We start from the raw sequence: 17,767 nt of genomic DNA on the forward strand, positions 1-17,767 counted from the left end.
GGCGTTCTCCCGTGTACGTTCAGTCGGCCAGCAGCGCGTGATCCGGGCTGCGATGCGCTTCCGCGAGCCGCGTGACGAACTCGTCGACGAACACCTGCATGTTCGCGGTCACGTTCTTGTTGCGGATCAGCAGATAGTTGTAGCCAAACAGCGCGGGAATCGCGACGAACAGACCGGTGACGGTGGCGAGCAGCGCGGCGGCGATACCCGGCGCGATCGCGTTCACGTTGACGTCGCCGGCCGCCGCGATCGCGGCGAAGGTAATCATCACGCCGACCACCGTGCCGAGCAGACCGAGGAACGGGCCGCCCGAAATCGCGATGGTCAGCAGCACCATCGACTTCGACAGACGCTGGTTTTCGCGCACGAGGGTCGCGTCCATCGACGCGCGGATCGCTTCGATCGATTCGCTGGTGATGACGGTGCGGCCGTTGTCGTCGACGCGGCTGTGGATTTCGGCCACCCCCGCGCGATACAGGCGGTACAGCGAAGACTGACGCAGGCGCTGGCCTTCGGCGCTCGCTTCGTTCACGTGCGCGAGACCGACGAGATGACGGCCGGCCACTTCGCGGAAGCGCTCGACGAAGTAGTTGTTGGCGCGATCGACGAGGCCCACGTAGCGCCCTTTGTTCCACATCACCACCCACGAGACCACGGCCATGGCGAGCAGAATGCCGATCACGACCCAGGCGTCGACCGTCACCGATTGCACGATCACGCCGAAGTAGCCGAAGCCGAAGCCCGACTGCTTTTCATCGGCGCCGTAGGCGATCAGCTTCGATTCCGAGCCTTGCGACAGCGCGTCGAGCGCGATCAGCTCCGGCGAGCGCGCGATCTTCGACAGACGCAATTCGTCGAGCGAGCCCTTGAAGCCGGCGAAGCCGGCGGGTGCGCCCGTCACGTCGCCGGCCGCCGCGGCCGCGCCGGTCAACGCGGGCAACGCGGCCGCGCCTTGCGCGACCTGCTTGCCGTTCGCGTAGACCGTGACGGTCTTGCCGTCGGCGGTGACGGCGAGATGCGTCCATTGATTCGCCGTCAACGCGGTCGTGCCGTTCACGCGCAGCGGCGCCGCGCCGCCGTCGACCTCGGCGAACGGCACGCCGTTGTCGAGACCGATCAGCAACGCGTTCGCGCCATCGCGATGGCTATAGAGCAAGGTATTGGGGGCGAGCGCCGACGGCTTCGCCCATACGCTGAACGTGAAGGCGCCGCCCGCCGCGACGTTCAGCGACGCGCTCGCCGGCAGGTTCAACGGCGCGCTGCCATCGAACTGCGCGCCCTTGCCGACGATGCCGTCCTCGACCGTGCGCGACGGCGCGTTCTGCGCGTTGTTCGCATAGGCGGTCGCGTCCTTCGGCGGCGTGCCGGACGCGCCGTCGAAGTGGTACACGAGCGTGTAGTCCGGATCGAAGGTCTGGCTGGGCTTGCTGCCGTCCGGCGCCTTCTTGTTGCCGTAGTACATCCAGATCGATTCCGCCGCGCCGGCCGGCATCTTCGCGATGTCGACCCAGATCAGCGCGACGCCCAGCACCGCGTCGTATTGCTCGACCTCGAAGTTCAGCGGCGTCTTGTCGTCGGACGCGACGAAACGGATGTCGGCGCCGTTATCGGCGAGACCGTCGAACTGGAAATTGCCCGAGTGCAACCGGATCAGCAACGGCACGCGTCCCGCCGATGCCGGCAGGTTGGCGCCCTTCGGACTCGCGTCGAGCGTGATCGCCTTGCGGTACGACCAGTCGTTCTGCCACCACGCGTTGGCGACGCCGGGCATCGTGCCCAGCAGCGCCAGTATCAGGAAAAACAAGGCTCGCTTCACAATCCACTCCCCAAATGAACCCCGCCGGCGACGCGGCAAGGCACGAACAAAAAGGTCCTGCAGCTCTCTCAGGTTCTTCAGAAACTTGCGCGCACGTAGAAATCGAAACGCGGGCTGTACTGCTTCGTGTAGACGCCGGACTTCAGCGGCCAGCCGGCCTCGAAATCCGCGCTCAGGTACTTGAACATCTGCAAACGCGTGCCCACGCCGACGCTCAACAGGTTGAAGCTCGCGGTCTGCTCCGGCAGCGGGCTGAGCAGCCACAGATGCGCGGCATCGACGAACGCATGGAAGCGCCACTCGTTGATGCGGCTGCCGCCCGCCGCGCCCAGATATTTCGCGACCGACGGACTGCGCAGTTCGAGCGAGCCGATCACGCCGCTGTCCGCGGTGTCTTCCGCCTGCATGTAGCCGCGCACGCTGTTCATGCCGCCCGCCGCGAACTGTTCGCTCGACACCAGCGGCGAATTGGCGAGCTGCGCGCTGACGTGCGCGTTGGCCTGCATGTCGTTGGCGAAGCGCTGCGTGTGATTGACGTCGAACTTCGCGTAGAGGAAGTCGGCGGTCGCGTTGTAGCGTTTGTTGTCCCACGCGCCGGCATCGCTGCCGATGCCGCGGATGTTGGTGGTCAGCGATACCGAGAAGGCGGTCTGCGAGTTCTTCAGATTGAGCGAGCTGGTGTAGCCGAGCGTCACCGGCACGTAGGTCAGCGGCGCATACGAGGTCTGTCCCGGCAGGCTGACGTTTTCGTCGTAATGCTTGCGGTCGATCTCGATGCTCACCGACTGCGCGTACGTGTCCGACGCCGGCAACGCGTAGAGCGCGGTAAAGCCGTACGTGGTGCCCTTGCCGAGCACGTTGGTGCCGCCGACCGACGCCACGTTGCTGTCCGAATGCACGACCGTCGCCAGCAGGCTCCAGTGCGAATCGCGCAGCGGCGCCAGATACGAAAACGAATACACGCGCGCATCGTTCGGGTGCTGCGGGGCGATCACGTACGTGCCCGATACCACGTGCCCGAGCTGCCACAGGTTCGAATAGCTCAGCGTCGCGCTGGTGCGCAGCGACGACGTGCCGGGGCTGTTGTCGTTGTTCAGTTCGAGCGCGCCGTGCAGCGGGCTGTGATCGTCGACCTTCAGATCGACGTCCACGGTTTGCGGCAAGGCGCCGGGCTTCAGCACCGGAATCACCTGGCGGTCGGCGCCGCGGTTCAGATCCGTGAGCTGCTGCTGCGCGACGCCGAAGTCGGGCACGGTGCCTTCCGCGAGCGCGGGCACCGCGTCGCGAATGTTCTGCGGCGAGTTGTACTGCGCGCCTTCCACGCGCAGGCGTCCCACTTTCGCCTCGACGACCTGCAGCAGGATCACGCCGTTTTTCACCTGCTGCTGCGGCAGCTCGACGACCACCGACTGATAGCCGCGATCCTGATACACCTTCTGCAATGCATCGCGCGCGGCGTTGACGTCGGCGAGCGTCTTGCCCGGACCTTCGAACGGATAGACCGCCTTCTCGATCTCCAGACTCGGCAAGGTCGTATTGCCGCGTACGATGAATTCGTTCAGATCGAACGTCTGCGGCGCGGACTGCGCGCGTGGCGCGGCAGGTACGTCCTCCGCGTGCGCGCTCGCCGCGAAACCGAGACCGCCGATCAGCGCCATGCTCGCGAGACCGGCCACGCTCGTTGCGCCCGTCACGCTCATCAGATGCGCGACGGGCGTCAGGCGGCGCTGCCGCGCGGCGCGTCCGTGTTGCGCCGTCTGTCCGCTCGCTTCCCCGTTGACTCTTGGCGGCATGCGCCATTCCCCTTTTTTCATTCGGATCGTTGCTACATCGGCGGGCACGATTGCATCGGCTCGCTAACACAGTTTGATTGCAGAATTGTTACGCTTAGTTGGACATCCTAATCATGCGGATCGAAGCCCGATCCGCGATTCCGTGTCCTTATCATCAAGACGAAACGAGTGCGCCTAACCCGCAGCGCATAAGCGAAAATATTCTAAAAATTATGCCGAGGCCCGGCGTTGCCGCGCCTGGTCTTCGTCTTCCTCGCGCGGGCGCGTCTGCCAGAAGCCGCCCTTCATCGTCGCGATCGAGGGCGTATCGGACCACTCGCGCGGGTTCACGATTTCGGCACGCAACACGTCCGGCAGCACCTGCACGTCGAACACTTCGTCCACGCCGTTGTAGAACTCCAGAATGCCCAGCACTTCGCCGCTGCCGAGATCGATCGCGGCGACGCCGGCCACCAGCGCGGCCGACTCGCTCTCGATCGGCAAGCCTTGCGGCCCGCGCCGCTCGCGCAACTTCGACAGGCCGACGAACAGCACGCCGCGATAGGCCGCGAGACCGTGCGTGAAACCCGGCAAGCTCGCGACGATGCGCCGCCGGCCGCTCAGCCGGTCGATCTCCAGCACTTCGCCGCGCCCGCCTTCGAGTACATAGAGACGGCTGTCGATCACACGCGGCGAATGCGGCATCGACAGGCCCGATGCGATCACGCGTCCGGAAGGCACTTCCATCACGATGCCGCCGTTCGCCATGCCTTCGCGCCAGCCGAACGGCGTGCCGGTTTGACCCAGCGCGGTCGCATACACCACCTTGCCGTCGTGAAACGCCATACCGTTCAGGTGGCAACGATCGTCCGGACCGAACTCGGTGACGAACGGCGGTTGCCAGATCGGCGTGAAATTGAAGTACCCGTCGATCACGCAGATGCACGAGTAACGCGTATTCACCGCCAGCAGAATCTGCTTGTCGAACACCATGTCGTGCAGATCGAGGTCGCCGGTGTAGTACGTCATGCGCGGTACGAACACCGCGTCGTAGTGATCGGGCCGCGGCGGATACGAGGGGGCGAGCGTCGGCAGATTGGCGAACACCATCAGTTCATGCAGGGTCGCCACCGCAAGGCGGTTGCCGCTCACCGTCATGCCCATCGAGCGCGGCAGCAGACAGGCGGACAAGGTCGGCTTGCCGTCGTCGACGCCGAGCAGCGCGACACCCGAAGGACGGCGGCTGATCGCGAGAGAACATTTGAGCGAGGCCAGCACATCGAGAAAACGGCCGTTATCGCGCAGATTGATGAACGGCGCGTCGATATCGTTCGACGCCGCGTCCTCGGCCTGCGCGGACGCGCCCTCGTATTGGCTTTCTCCGGATCGTTCCACGTGTGTATCCCAAGCTCTAACGTTTGTTTTTTTCAAGGCACCCGGCAATGCGCGCAAGTGTCGCGCGTCGTGCGTGGCCGTCGTATCGAATGCGTTTTTTTGGTGCTGTTTCCAGGCCGCTTTTATGCTTCCCAACTTCTAGACGGAACGAGCGGCGCAATCCCGCAAACTATTTTTTCCGCACGTGGGCGCTCGTCGCAAAAAGGCCTAAAAATGCGGCGTGCATATTAATCGCCGGACACATTCCATCCTCTCCTGCCGATGCGTAATTTTTTGTGACACGCGCCGAACATTCGTGTGAGGAAACATTCGGCACGCGGTGGAAGGCTTCGAAATGTGAATGGCCTGCGGGATAGAGCACGTCGAAACGTCTTAACCAGTACAGGGAGATATTGGCGAGGACCACATGTTGATCACCACGTTGCTGGTACGGCGGCTTGTCGCGAGGCTGACGCGCACGCGTGACGGGTTTCGCGACGGGTTTCGCGACGGGTTTGGCGAATCCGGCGTCGACGGCGAGCATGCGCTCGCGCGCCCACTGCGCTGGCGCATGCCGTGGCTCGCCTGGCAGATGCTGTCGTGGTTCGCGCTGACGCTGCTGGCGCCACCGTTCTGGATCATCGGCGCATTGCAGATGATCAATCCGCACAGCGATCAACCCTTGTTCTGGAATGCGCTGATGGCGATCGTGCCGCTCGCGGGCGGCATCACGATCGTGCTGACCAATCAGCAGCATTACCGGATGCCGTTCCACAGTCATCGCGCGGCGGCGCTGTTCTACTTTCAGCGCAGCATGGCGCTGAGTTGCGCGCTGGTGCTGCTGCTGTTGTGGAGCACGCATGCGATCGACGACCTCGTCGCGCCGCTCGCCATCGCCTCGCCGGGATCGCGCCCCGCCGCGCTCGCGATGTGGATGACGGGTCTCGTCGCCGCGTTCGGCATTTCGTCATCTCTGCATGCGAGCATCCTGCACGTGTGGCTCGCGTTTCTCGCCTGAGCCGGCTTCTTTTCTTCCACTCTTCATTTGCGCGCGGGAGCGAACGGATGCGTCCACAACGATCCATCGGCAAAGCGATGGCCGCGCGCGAACGCGGCGTCGCGATCGTGACCGTGTTGCTGGTCGTCGCGCTGGCCGCCACGTTGGCGGCCAGCGTGCTATGGCGTCAGCAGGTCGCGATACGCGACGTGGAAAACCAGCGCCTCGCGGTGGAAACGATGTGGGCCGAGCGCGCCGCGGTCGAATGGGCGCGCGCGTTGTTGCGCGACCAGGGCGTGAGCTCGAACGTCGCGTATGTGGGACAGCCGTGGTCGATTCCCGTGAACGACGTGCGGCTCGGCGATTTCCTCGCGAGCGGCGGCGGCGGCGCGGCGACCAACGGGGAACTCGCCGGCGCGCTCATCTCCGGCAGCGTGGAAGACGCGCAGGCGAAGTTCAACCTGATGAATCTCGTGTCGCGCACCGCGCCCGGCAAACCGTATCAGGTCAACGGCCAGGGCGTGCTCGCGTATCGGCGGCTGCTGGGCGAACTCTCGCTCGACCCGGCGCTCGCGCAGCAAACCGCCGAGTACATGCTGAAGTCATTGCGCGAGACCAACGGCGGCGAAGGCTGGCCGTTGCAACTCGTCACGCTCGCGGATCTGTCGCGCGCCGGGGGCTACGACGCGCATGCGATCGAGACGCTCACGCCGCTCGTCACGATCCTGCCCGACCTCACCACGGTCAATGCGAACACCGCGCCGGAACCGGTGCTCGTCGCCTCGATTCCGACGCTGCCGCGCATGCTCGCGCACCGGCTCGTCGAGCGGCGCGATACCGCGTACTTCGTCAGTACCGGCGACATCGCCGCCGTGCTGGCGCCGACCCAGAACAATGCGAGCCTGCCGGACGGTTCGAACGTCGGCGTGAATAGCGGGTACTTCATCGTTCACTGCCGGATTCATTCCGCGCGGATCAATACGCGGATCGATACGCTGGTGGCGCGCTACGGGGTCGGCAATTTCAACTGGACGTCGGTGATCTGGGTGCACCGGATCGTGGGCTAGCGCAGCGGCATCCGGTCACGGATGCACGTCCGCGCGGCTCGCCTCAATGAAAATCGCTGACGGCCGTCTCTCCGGCTAGCTGAACCAGCGACGCATAGTCCAGCGACAGCCGGTCGAAATTCGTCTCGCGCACCTGGCCGATCAAACGGTTCCAGTCGTCGATCGACACCAGCAATGCGACGGGCCGGTTGTATTTGGTCACCATCACGAGCGCGTCGCTCGCGTGACGCAGCGCGCGCGACGGATTGCTGCTGAAGTCGCGCGTCGCCATCGCGATGGTGGGCAGCGCCGCGAAGCCGGCCGCCGCGCGTTGCGCGTCGTCGCGCAGCAGGTGGTCGAGCGTCGTGGCGAGCAGACGCGCCTGCGATTTCGCCGACACCTTGTGATCGCGCCTCCGTCTACGCAGACTGCGCGGATCCACATGCACGGCAAGCTGGCGCGCCAGATCGCGCAGCGCGATATCGGACAGTTTGTCGTAGCAGCGCCAGTCTTCCGGCGGCAACGCGATCATCATGCCGCCGTACGCGGTTTCGATGCCCGCCGCGATATGCGAGGGCAAGCGTTCGAGATCGCGCTCGTCGAGCTCGATGCTTTGCCGCACCACGCCGATCATCGCGGCGAACACGTTGTACGCGAGCGCGGCGATGCCCGCCGCGAGCGGTGCGGCCCGCGACGCGATCGTGCCGGGGAGCGCGCCATCGCGGATGGCATCGAGCGGCAGCGGCAACGCGTCGTGCCACGCACGGGTCGCGAACTGAACGATCTGCAGCGCGTCGAGCATCGACCCGGGCGCATTCGTCAGCAGACGGACGACCTCGCCCGTACCGCCATCCGTTGCATCGCGATGCCATTCGATGCGGCGGAATCCCGGCGACGTGTCCCCCGCTTCGGCCATCGCTACGCGTTGTTCGTACACCGGTGCATCGTCGAGCCGACCCTGTTCACGAGCATCGCCCAGCGAGCGATACGGCGGTACGCAGGCCTGTTCCCGCACGACGAACAGACTGCCGTCGCTGGGCCAGCCGGCCAGGATCGCGGCGGGATTGAAGTGCCCGTCGAGCAGCCAGAGTTCGCCTGGCCGCACCGATTCGACGAGTTGCGCGACGAACGCACGCTCATGCACCGCGCCCCGTTCGTACGGCAACAGGTCCACGATCGATCCGCGCTGCGGGTCGTAGACCGGCAACGCGCAAGCACCTTGCTCCGCGAGATGCGGTACGTCCGGCGCGATCACGTGCGTGCAGCCGGACGGTCCCGGCATGCAGCGCATCCCCGCCGACATCGACGCCCCGTCGAGCACACGCACGCGCCAATCGGCCGGCAGCGCCAGGCCGTCCAGCGCGCGCGACGCCGCGACCGGCAGCAGCAACGCGGCGCTATCGCGCACCAACGCACGCCCCCATTGCGGATACGCGCGGCTCATGCGGTCGTGCAGCGCGGTCACGTTCGCGTCGAGGGCCGACGGCCCGGCGGTCCGCATGCCGTGCATGGCGTTCGTGCCTTGCGCCCCACTCGCGCCATTCACCTGCGCGGCAATCCGCAACATCGCGTCGACCGTCAACGCGAACAGCGCCTCGCGCAGCGGTTCCGCGTCGCCGTCCGCGCTCCGCTCGAACGGATCGTCGAGCGATTCCGCATGCACCGCCCATTGCATGACGAGCCGCGCCATCACCGCCATCGGGCTATGCTCGACAAAGCGTTCCATGACTGTGCGTATCAAGTGGCCACCTCGTTATCGTTTTGAATAACCCACTGCGATCTTGACGAACCTTTTCCGGCGTCGGACCATCGAACGTGACGGATTCGGGGCACGTCCCCGGCCGACATCCACAAGGACCTGTCATGTTTGTCGATCCGCGCGTCGCGCACGGCCGCGCCCGATACGATCTGAACCGCTCTCCGCGCCTGTTCGCCGAAGAACGCCGCGGCGAGATCAGCGACGTCGTGACGACGAGTCTCGACGGCTTCGCCGGCGTGCGCAACCGGCGCAATCTGCTGCGCCTGCTCGAACGTCAGGTCGCGCCGCGGCTCGCGAAGCTCGGCCTCGATCCCTACGTCGGACCGCTCGGCGCAAGCGAAGGCCTGTTCGTCAACTTCTCGACGATGAGCGCCGAACACGGCCTGCGTGAATTCCAGTTGCAACTGAGTGTGCCGGATCTGGTGCTGCGCAGCTTCGCATCGAACACGATCCGTCCGCACGCGGTCGCGCGCTGCATGCAGCGCAACGGCGTCGCGTCGCTCGCGAGGATCGAGGCGGAAACCGGCGCGGCCTTCGTGCTGGCCCGCGTGATCCGTCCGCTCGCGCTCGCCGAAAAATGGCAACAGGTCGGCGTGCCGACGCCGAACGGCCTGTTCGTCGGCGCGTTGAACGAGGGCAACGACGTCTGCCTGAACACCTACATCCGGCCCGCGATCAGCGACCGCGACTCGCGCTGGGACGGCTTCGCCGCGCTGTTCGCGAGCATGCCGGCGTGGGACGCGCAGCAGATCCGGCAAGGCAGCGAACTGCTGCACTGGATGGTCAACCATATCGTCGCCTTGCAAAAGTCCGCCTCGTTCGCCGAGCGTTTGCCGTTCCTGCTCGAACCTTATCGCCATGTCGCCGATCCGCTCGACGCGAGCTGGCATGCCGCGCGCGAAAGCGAACGCACGCACGGCGACGCGTCGGCGCCATGAGCGTGGCGGCATGTGCCTTACATAAACTAGGTCGAAGCGAACGCGCGTAACCCGCAGACTTTCTTTCGAAGAAGCCCTCGAAGCGGACGCGGCGCGTGCACGCGCGGGTCTTTCATGCGGATTGAGTGGAACGGTGAAAAGCGGATGAAAAGCGGATGAAAAGCGAAGCGACGGCGCGACCGGGAACGCGCGCCAGAAGAACAAAGACAGGCACGGCGAAACGCAATGTCGTGGGCGCGAGCGCAGCCCAACAGGACGGCCACGCCGAGCTCAGCTCAACGTAACGGTCCTCAGCTCAACAGGACGAGATTCCCCGGCAAGCGCGTGATCTTCGCGCCGTAAAGACGGCCGAGCATATCGATCACATCGTCGAGCCGCGTAATCGGAAACTGCGCCTGCATGCGGTTCTGCCCGAGTGCCGGATTACGCAGAATGATTTTCCCCGGCCGGTAGCGATTGATTTCGTCGACCACGTCGGCGAGCGGCACACCGTTGAACACCAGCACGCCACGCCGCCATGCCACCGCGCTGCCCGGATCGACGCTCGCGACCGGCTGCACCGCGCGATCGTCGTAGACGACCTGCTGATCGGCGCGCAAGGTCACGCGCCGGGTCGGATGCTCGAGCGCGAGCGATCCCGACAGACAGGTCACGCAGACGCTGCCGCCGTCGCGGCGCACGTTGAAACGCGCGCTCACGGCCTGCATGCGGCCGCGTCCCGCCACCACCAGCACCTGCCGCACCACGCCGTCACCCGGCGCGGCCGCTGCGCGCGCGTCGATCTCGGCTTCGCCGTCGAGCAGATCGATGCCGCGCGCGGCCACGCTGACGGGCAGCACGTCGAGCCGCGTCTGCGTGTTCATCTCCACCACCATCCGATCGGACAGCACCACGCGACGCTGTTCGCCGGTGCCGGTGCGATAGTCGGCGGCGAGGTCCGTGACCGACGGCCACAGCGCGAGCGGCGGGCGCAGCGCGAGCCACGACGCGCCCGCCGCCACCGCGAAACCGATGAACGCGCGACGCCCGGTGCGCACGGTCCGCTCGCGGCGCGCGTCGGCGATCCATTCGTCGTTGGCGGCGCTGTCCTGCGCCAGCTCGGCCGCCGCCGTGCGCAGCAGACCCCACGTGTCGCGCAGCAGCGCGGCCGTCTGCGGATGCGCGTCGCACCAGCGCTGGAACGACTCCGTCTCGGCCCGGCTCATGCTTCCCGAGCGCAGACGCACAAGCCACGCCCGGGCTTCCTCCTGGGCGTGGTCCGTGGCTACGGCCTCAGCTTTGCTCATCGTCGGGTTACTCAAAACGGGGTGCTCGAAACGGGTTGTTCAAATGGGTGGCTCAAACGGATCGCTCAAAACGGGGGGCTCAAAACTTCCGTGGCCCGCTGCGCGAATCCGTGTACGGGTCGCCCACTTCCTGCATGCGTTGCAAACAATACTTCATCGCCGCACTCAATTCGCTCTCCACCAGCCTCAGGGAAATCCCGAAACGCTCGGCGATCTCCCGATTCAACTGTCCATCCACCCGCGCCGCCAGCAGGATCGCGCGGCGCCTGGGCGTGAGGCCGCGCAGCACGTCCTTCAGGTCGTCGATCTTGCGGCGCGCGCTCAGAATGCGCTCGGGATCGGCCAGTTCGTCGGGCACGCCGAGCAGCACATCCACATCGTCCTCGTGCGCATGGCGGCGTTCGTGACGATGCTGGTCGATCGCGACGTTGCTCGCCATGCCGAGAATATACGCGTCGGCATTGGCGACCTGGGTGGACACGTTGGCCTTGTCCAGCCGCAGCCAGGTCTCGTGCAATGCGTCGGTGGCCCCTTCCTTCGATCCCGTCATGCGCTCCAGCCGCCTGACGAGATACGCGTAGCGCGTGGCCAGGATCTGTTTGAGTTGAGTGCGGCTCGTGTCGGACATGGGCGCCTAGTTCCGGCCGTCTGTCGTTGGGCAATGAAGATGCACGCCGTTGCCGGTGGGCCGCAGCAGGATCGTCACGGGTTCGGGCAGGCCGTCCGGCGGCGCGGCGTCCAGACGCAGCGAACGCAGCGCATGCACGATCGCGGCGTCGCGCGCGTTCTGTCCACTCGATGCCACCAGATTCACCCCCACCACCGCCCCCTTGTTGTCGATCCGCAATTGCGCCGCCAGCCGATAGCCGCCCGGCATCGCGGCGGGCAACGCGCACAACGCCTGCGTCATGCGCGCCTGCAACATGCCGGCGTAGGCCCGTGCGTCGGCATCGTCGCCGAGACCGTCGATCGGCAGCGCCGCGTCGGCCGGTGCGTCCGCCGTTACCGCCGATGCCACCTCCGGCGCCGCCGGCCGCGCGACGATGATCGCTTCGTCCTGTCCGGTGAATTCCGCCTGCAATCCCGTGCCCGCGAGCACCCTCTCCAGTGCGTCGCGCGGCGCGTAGTCGCCGGTGACCGGCGCGCTCGTGCGGCCGTCGAGCAGCGGCGCGGGCGCCAGCACGATCAGCTCGGTCGTCCGCGCGAACGCCTGAAGCGCCTGCGCGAGCGGTTGACCGGGCAGATCGAAATGCAGCGCCCGCGCAGCCGCGGGGCTGACCTGCCCGGCGTCCTGCGCATTCGCGTGACGCGTGACGAAGGTCAGCGCCAGCAGACAGGCAGTCAACGCCAGGACACCGGACGGCGCCCGTGAACGTGTCATCGATCAAAGCCGGAAATGATTGGCACAGGACTTCGGCGCGGCCGCTCGATGTGGACGCGTCAAGTGGACACATCGTGCGGCGACATGAAGCGACGCCGAAGCAAGCGAACATCGCATCGTAGGGAATCACTGTGACAGGCCGGTGACGTGGGCGTGGAGGTTACGCTCGGATGGGCCGGTTGGGACAGGCCGGCGTTTGCGGCCGCATGAGCGATTGCGCCAGCGATTGCGTCAACGATTGCGTCAGCGATTGCGTCAGCGCTCGCTGTCGTGCTCGTGCTCGCGCACGCGCTCGCGCCGGTGATCGCAGCCTGATTAGCGGCACGGAGTCCGCGGCACGCTCACGGCCGCCGCACGACGAAATTACCGATGCCCGTGCCCACCACCAGCAGGCGCACGCCTTCCGACGACAGCGTGATCGTCACCGGCACGCCGATGCTTTCCTCGCCGAGTACGACGCGCGAGGTCGTCTCGTCGCTGCCGGTGTAACGGATGGACACGCCGGTCACCTGGGCGGACCAGCGGTACGGCCGGAACAGATCGTCCGCCAGCGGCACCCACGCGCCGCTGTCGCTGCGTCGATAGAAACGGTAGCCGCCCGCGCCGGGTTGCCAGGAGATCGGCATCGAACGCACCTGCGCTTCGTCGCCGGCGGATTCGAGCAGACTCGCGAGACGCTGCGCCTCCTCGGCGAGATCGGAGCGCCGGTTGCGCGACGGCGCGAGCGCAACGACGCCGACCAGCAGGCCGACGATCACCAGCACCACCAGCATCTCCAGCAGCGTGAACGCACGTTGCGCGCGTGCTGCACCTGACAATCGGCGAGCACCACGGGGTCCGCCCGCTCGCGCCAGCAGTGATTCGCGTCGTCGCGTCATCGCCGGCACGCGTTCGCGTCCAGGCAAGGCACGCCGCAAGCGCCACACGATCGCGCGCCGCTCACGTCACTGCACCATGTTGTTCAGTTCGATGATCGGCATCATCACCGCCAGCACGATCACCAGCACCACGCCGCCCATCGCGAGAATCAGCAGCGGTTCGAGCAGGCTGGTGAGGAACATCGTGCGCCGTTCGAGTTCGCGCGATTCGCCTTCGGACGCGCGGTCGAGCATCGTGGTGACGTCGCCGGTCGCTTCGCCCGAGCGGATCAGGTGCACCAGCACCGGCGGAAACGTGCGCGTGTTGCCGAGCGCGCGCGACAGCGACGTGCCCTCGCGCACCCGCACGATCGCATCCTGGATATTGCCGAGCATCGCGCGATTGCTGAGCGTTTCGCCGGCGGCCTGCAGCGCGCGAAGGATCGGCACGCCGGCCGCCGTCAGAATGCCGAGCGTGCTCGCGAAGCGCACCGTGTTGTAGCCGCGCACGATGCGTCCGGCGAGCGGCGCGGCGAGCAGCCACGTGTCGAACGACAGACGCGGCCCCGGCCGCGCGAGAATGCCGCGCACGATCCACACGATCACGCCGAGCGCGATCAGCGCGGCCCACCACCAATGCCGCACGAAGTCCGACAGCGCCAGCATCATCACCGTGAGAAACGGCAGTTGCTGTTTGGTGCTGGTGAACACGTTCGCCACCTGCGGCACCACGTAGCTGAGCAGAAACGTGACGATGCCGAACGCGATGCACGTCACCACCGCCGGATAGGTGAACGCGAGCACGATCTTCTGGCGCAGCGCGTTGCTTTGCTCGATGTAGTCCGCCAGGCGCGCAAGCACGATGCCGAGCTTGCCGGTATGTTCGCCGGCCGCGACCAGCGCGCGATAGATGTCCGGAAAATCGCGCGGATGCTGCGTCAACGCATTCGCGAACGAATGACCGCCGACGACTTCACCGCGAATCGAGGCCATCAGTTCGCGCACGTAATCGCGTTCCGCCTGCTCGCTGAGCACGGACAGCGTTTCGTCGAGCGGCAGGCCGGCGATCAGCAGGCTCGCGAGTTGACGCGTGAGGATCGCCTGCTCGCGCTGCGACAGCTTGCGGCCCACGCCGAGACGCTGTTTGCGCTCGCCTTGCAGACGTGAAGCGGCCAGCTCCACGATCAGCGGCGTGAGGCCGAGTCCGCGCAGATGCGTGCGGCCGGCGCGCGCGCTGTCCGCTTCGAGCACGCCTTTCATGGTCTTGCCCGCCATGTCGATGGCTTCGTAGCGGAATGCGGACACGTGGGTGGTCTCCCCTTCGCCGATGGTCGTGATGCGTTGCCGTGTTGATGCGTTCGCCAAGACTAGGCGGTGAACCGGCGCAGTTTTGTGACGGATGGTGGGCTACCTTTTTTGCGCCGCGCCTGTGCAGCGAAATCGATGTTTCATCCTCGCAGTGAGATATCAGATTCAAACGCAGGATGCCGAAATGTTCCGTACCTTTCGTTATGAAAAATTCACGAGATCGGGACGGCGTTCATCCTAAAGTAGCTGCGCGGTCAACGACATCGTTCCGGCTGCATCGGCAGGTTCACTCTTTTTCTTCGTGCAAGGAAATCTCATGAAATCCAGCAAGCGCAAGATCTGTCAAATTCTGGCTCTCGTCGTGTCGGGCGTGGGCGCATCGGCAGCAATGGCGGTTCCCCTGGTTCAAGGCGGCGGCTCGTCGCTCGTCGCACCGACGATCGGTGCAGTTGGCGTGACCAACACCGAAATCGGCGTGTTCGGCACCAGCGAAGCCACCTTCACGTACTACTCGGTCGGTTCGGGCGCAGGCCAGAACGCGTTCCTCGGCAACCAGCCGACCTTCTTCGCTCCGGGCCTGACGGGCACGGTCGATTTCGCCAACAGCGATGCGGCGCTGACCACCGCGCAAGTCACGAACTACAAGAGCAGCAGCGTCGGCACGGCAAGCGGCCCGCTGATCCAGATTCCGTATATCGTCACGCCGATCACCTTCCCGCTCGTCAACGCACCGGCCGTCACCAGCACGACGACGCCGCAAACGACGCCGGGCCAGGCACACAGCATCGCGCTGAACGACAACGATCTGTGCGGTATCTTCTCGGGCAAGATCACGGACTGGAATGCTGTCACCAACCCCGAAACGAGCAGCCCCTACAGCACCACCAGCAAGCCGATCACGGTCGTCTATCGCTTCGACAGCAGCGGTACGAGCGAACTGCTGACGCGCCACCTGGCAGCCGTCTGCTCGGCAGCCAACACGAAAACCGGTGTGACGTTCGTCGATTCGCTGACGTTCGCGAACACGACCGCCTTCCCGAGCGGCGTGCCGGCGAATTTTGTGTCCGCGACGGGTAGCGGCGGCGTGAAGACCGCGCTGCTGAACCTGCAAACCACGACGGGTACCCCGGCAGCGATCGCTTATCTGAGCCCGGACTACACGAACACGCTCCTCGCACCGTCGAGCTCGTCGGCTTCGTCGCAACTGCAGGTGGCGAGCCTGGTCAACGCGTCGAACGGCCTGTACTACGCACCGACCGCCGCTAACGCATCGACGGCAGTGGGCAATATCACCGCGCCGACGGGTACGTCCTCCACGTCCCCCGCAGCCGATCCGACGCAATGGGTGCCGGTCTCCGGCACGGCTTACACGGCTCTCGCGAATCCGGCGACCGGCTATCCGGTGTCGGGCACGAGCCAGATCATCCTGAGCCAGTGCTACGCGGACTCGAACGTGACGAAGGCGGTTTCGGACTTCCTGAACGCTCACTTCACGAACGCAACGTATGCGTCGATCATTCAGGGTAACGGCTTTAACACGCTGCCTTCGACCTACTCGGGCACAATCGTTACCGACTTCCTGACGGCCGGTCGCAGCAACGTTCTGAACATCGGCAACTCGACGGTTTGCAGCGGCAAGGGCCGTTAAACCGACGCAACGCGGATAGTCTCAACGCTTAGGTAAAACCGCGCGTTCCCGGAGTGATCCAGGAACGCGCTTTTTCGTTTTGCCACACTCGTCTCTAACGATCCCGTACTCAAAAACTCTCACTTCAAAACCATTCGATGAAACTCCGAAAACGTACAACGAGTCATTTATTGGCGCTCGTTCTTTCAGGCGCCGCAGCAACTCCTTCGATGGCTATCGGCCCCGTCGCTCTGGGTGGAGGTTCTACCTTGATTGCGCCACTGATGAACGCCGAAATAGTATTGAGCCGGCACTAGCGAGGCGAGTTTCAGTTACTACTCCGTCGGCGACGGGGCTGGTCAATACGGGTTCCTGGGCAACCAGCCGTCATTTTTCGGTTATGGCGTGACCGGCACCGTGGATTTCGCCAATAGCGACGCGGCGCTCACTCCCGCCCAGGTGACAAACTACAGGTACAGCGCGCTCGGCACGGCTAGCGGACCGCTGATCCAGATTCCCTACGTCGTGACCCCGATCACGATTCCGCTGGTCAATGCACCGCCCGTCACAAGCACGCTAACGCCTCAAACGACGCCCAATCAGGCGAACAGTATCGCGTTGAACGACAATGATCTGTGCGGCATTTTCTCTGGAAAAATCAACGACTGGAAATGGGTCATCAACCCGGAAACGGGCACCGCCTACAGCATGGATAGTCGCCCGATCACCGTCGTCTACCGGCAGGACGCAAGCGGTGAAACGGAATTACTGACGCGTCATCTCGCCGCCGTTTGCACGTCGAGCAACACTGCCTTTCGCGTCACATTTGTCGATTCGATGACATTTGCCAACACGTCGGCGTTTCCAGCCGGCATGCCATTGAATTTCGTTGCCGCGACGAATAGCGTTGGCGTTCGCAACGCACTGCTCGGCTATCGGAACTCGTGGTCAGGGCCGGCCGCCATTTCGTATCTCGGCCCAGCAGATACGAATACGTTCCTCGCGCCGTCCAGCTCGGTGGCTGCACAGTCACAACTTCAGGTGGCGAGTCTGTTTAACACGACAAATCGAATTTACTATGCGCCGACGGGAGCGAATGCGAGCGTAGCATTTGGCCAAAGCACCTTACCGCCGACCGGACAGTCCGCGACGTCGCCCGCGTCTGATCCGACGCAATGGGTGCCGGTGTCCGGCACTCTTTACGCTGCTCTCGCGAATCCGTCTGCAGGCTATCCGGTGTCGGGTACGAGCCAGATCATTCTGAACCAGTGCTACGCGGATGCAAACGTGACAAAGGCTGTTTCAGACTTTCTGAGCATGCATTACAACAACGCATCCTTTGCGTCGATCGTTCGCGGCAATGGCTTCAACACAGTACCGCAGTTGTATTCCAATGTGATCATCACCGACTTCTTGACGGCTGGCCGCGGCAACACGTTGAACATCGGTAACTCGAAGGTTTGCAACGGCGAAGGCCGTTAAAACAGCACGACGCGGGCATTTTCGACACTTAACCAACGCCACGCGGCCCCGGTGTGATCCGGGAACGCGCTTTTTGCGCCTCGTGTTCCATCATGCGGCCGTCAACGCCGGGATAAAAAAACCG

The 17,767-nt window shown here is 64.9% G+C and carries 14 protein-coding genes; 5 read left to right on the forward strand and 9 right to left on the reverse strand.

The annotated features are described in order from the left end of the window. Positions 1-19: 19 nt before the first annotated feature. The 3 genes from LFL96_RS11225 to LFL96_RS11235 form a co-directional block, all read right to left on the reverse strand. Positions 20-1,771 (reverse strand): MotA/TolQ/ExbB proton channel family protein, encoded by a 1,752-nt coding sequence (locus LFL96_RS11225; protein WP_281000696.1) that lies wholly within the window; start codon positions 1,769-1,771, stop codon positions 20-22. A 122-nt stretch (positions 1,772-1,893) separates the two neighbouring features. Next, positions 1,894-3,474: a ShlB/FhaC/HecB family hemolysin secretion/activation protein gene (locus LFL96_RS11230; RefSeq protein WP_281000698.1), complete on the reverse strand. Its 1,581-nt coding sequence runs from the start codon at positions 3,472-3,474 to the stop codon at positions 1,894-1,896. Between the two features lie 345 nt (positions 3,475-3,819). Next, positions 3,820-4,983: a TIGR03032 family protein gene (locus tag LFL96_RS11235; protein ID WP_280995323.1), complete on the reverse strand. Its 1,164-nt coding sequence runs from the start codon at positions 4,981-4,983 to the stop codon at positions 3,820-3,822. 406 nt (positions 4,984-5,389) lie between these two features. On the opposite strand from LFL96_RS11235, the gene LFL96_RS11240 reads away from it, so the two are divergent. Further along, the gene (locus tag LFL96_RS11240; protein WP_280995324.1) at positions 5,390-5,980 is read left to right on the forward strand and encodes a hypothetical protein; all 591 of its coding nucleotides are present in this window, start codon (positions 5,390-5,392) and stop codon (positions 5,978-5,980) included. 47 nt (positions 5,981-6,027) lie between these two features. Continuing rightward, positions 6,028-7,026, forward strand: coding sequence for a type II secretion system minor pseudopilin GspK (gspK, locus tag LFL96_RS11245; RefSeq protein WP_280995325.1), 999 nt, complete (start codon positions 6,028-6,030; stop codon positions 7,024-7,026). 43 nt (positions 7,027-7,069) lie between these two features. On the opposite strand, the gene LFL96_RS11250 is transcribed toward gspK, so the two are convergent. Next, positions 7,070-8,746, reverse strand: a complete 1,677-nt coding sequence (locus tag LFL96_RS11250) for a type II toxin-antitoxin system Phd/YefM family antitoxin (protein WP_280995326.1) — start codon at positions 8,744-8,746, stop codon at positions 7,070-7,072. 122 nt (positions 8,747-8,868) lie between these two features. Between LFL96_RS11250 and LFL96_RS11255 the strand changes: the two genes are divergently transcribed. After that, positions 8,869-9,702: a hypothetical protein gene (locus LFL96_RS11255; protein ID WP_280995327.1), complete on the forward strand. Its 834-nt coding sequence runs from the start codon at positions 8,869-8,871 to the stop codon at positions 9,700-9,702. Between the two features lie 290 nt (positions 9,703-9,992). Here LFL96_RS11255 and LFL96_RS11260 read toward each other — a convergent pair whose 3' ends face one another. The 5 genes from LFL96_RS11260 to gspF form a co-directional block, all read right to left on the reverse strand. Further along, entirely contained in the window at positions 9,993-10,988 is a 996-nt protein-coding gene (locus LFL96_RS11260; protein ID WP_280995328.1) for a FecR domain-containing protein, read from the reverse strand. A 79-nt stretch (positions 10,989-11,067) separates the two neighbouring features. Further along, the gene (locus tag LFL96_RS11265) at positions 11,068-11,616 is read right to left on the reverse strand and encodes an RNA polymerase sigma factor (RefSeq protein ID WP_280995329.1); all 549 of its coding nucleotides are present in this window, start codon (positions 11,614-11,616) and stop codon (positions 11,068-11,070) included. Between the two features lie 6 nt (positions 11,617-11,622). Further along, positions 11,623-12,369, reverse strand: a complete 747-nt coding sequence (locus LFL96_RS11270; RefSeq protein ID WP_280995330.1) for a secretin and TonB N-terminal domain-containing protein — start codon at positions 12,367-12,369, stop codon at positions 11,623-11,625. 341 nt (positions 12,370-12,710) lie between these two features. Next, complete coding sequence (locus LFL96_RS11275) at positions 12,711-13,142, reverse strand: GspH/FimT family pseudopilin (protein WP_348638422.1); 432 nt, start codon at positions 13,140-13,142, stop codon at positions 12,711-12,713. A 171-nt stretch (positions 13,143-13,313) separates the two neighbouring features. After that, positions 13,314-14,531 carry a type II secretion system inner membrane protein GspF gene (gene gspF, locus LFL96_RS11280; RefSeq protein ID WP_281000700.1) on the reverse strand — a complete coding sequence of 406 codons (1,218 nt, stop codon included), beginning with the start codon at positions 14,529-14,531 and terminating at the stop codon, positions 13,314-13,316. Positions 14,532-14,850: 319 nt separating this feature from the next. Here gspF and LFL96_RS11285 point away from each other — a divergent pair, with 319 nt between their 5' ends. Further along, the gene (locus LFL96_RS11285; protein ID WP_280995332.1) at positions 14,851-16,182 is read left to right on the forward strand and encodes a substrate-binding domain-containing protein; all 1,332 of its coding nucleotides are present in this window, start codon (positions 14,851-14,853) and stop codon (positions 16,180-16,182) included. A gap of 351 nt (positions 16,183-16,533) precedes the next feature. Beyond that, entirely contained in the window at positions 16,534-17,643 is a 1,110-nt protein-coding gene (locus LFL96_RS11290; RefSeq protein WP_281000702.1) for a substrate-binding domain-containing protein, read from the forward strand. Positions 17,644-17,767: the final 124 nt, after the last annotated feature.

It is taken from the genome of Paraburkholderia sp. D15, assembly GCF_029910215.1.
In the GTDB taxonomy this organism is placed as follows: domain Bacteria; phylum Pseudomonadota; class Gammaproteobacteria; order Burkholderiales; family Burkholderiaceae; genus Paraburkholderia.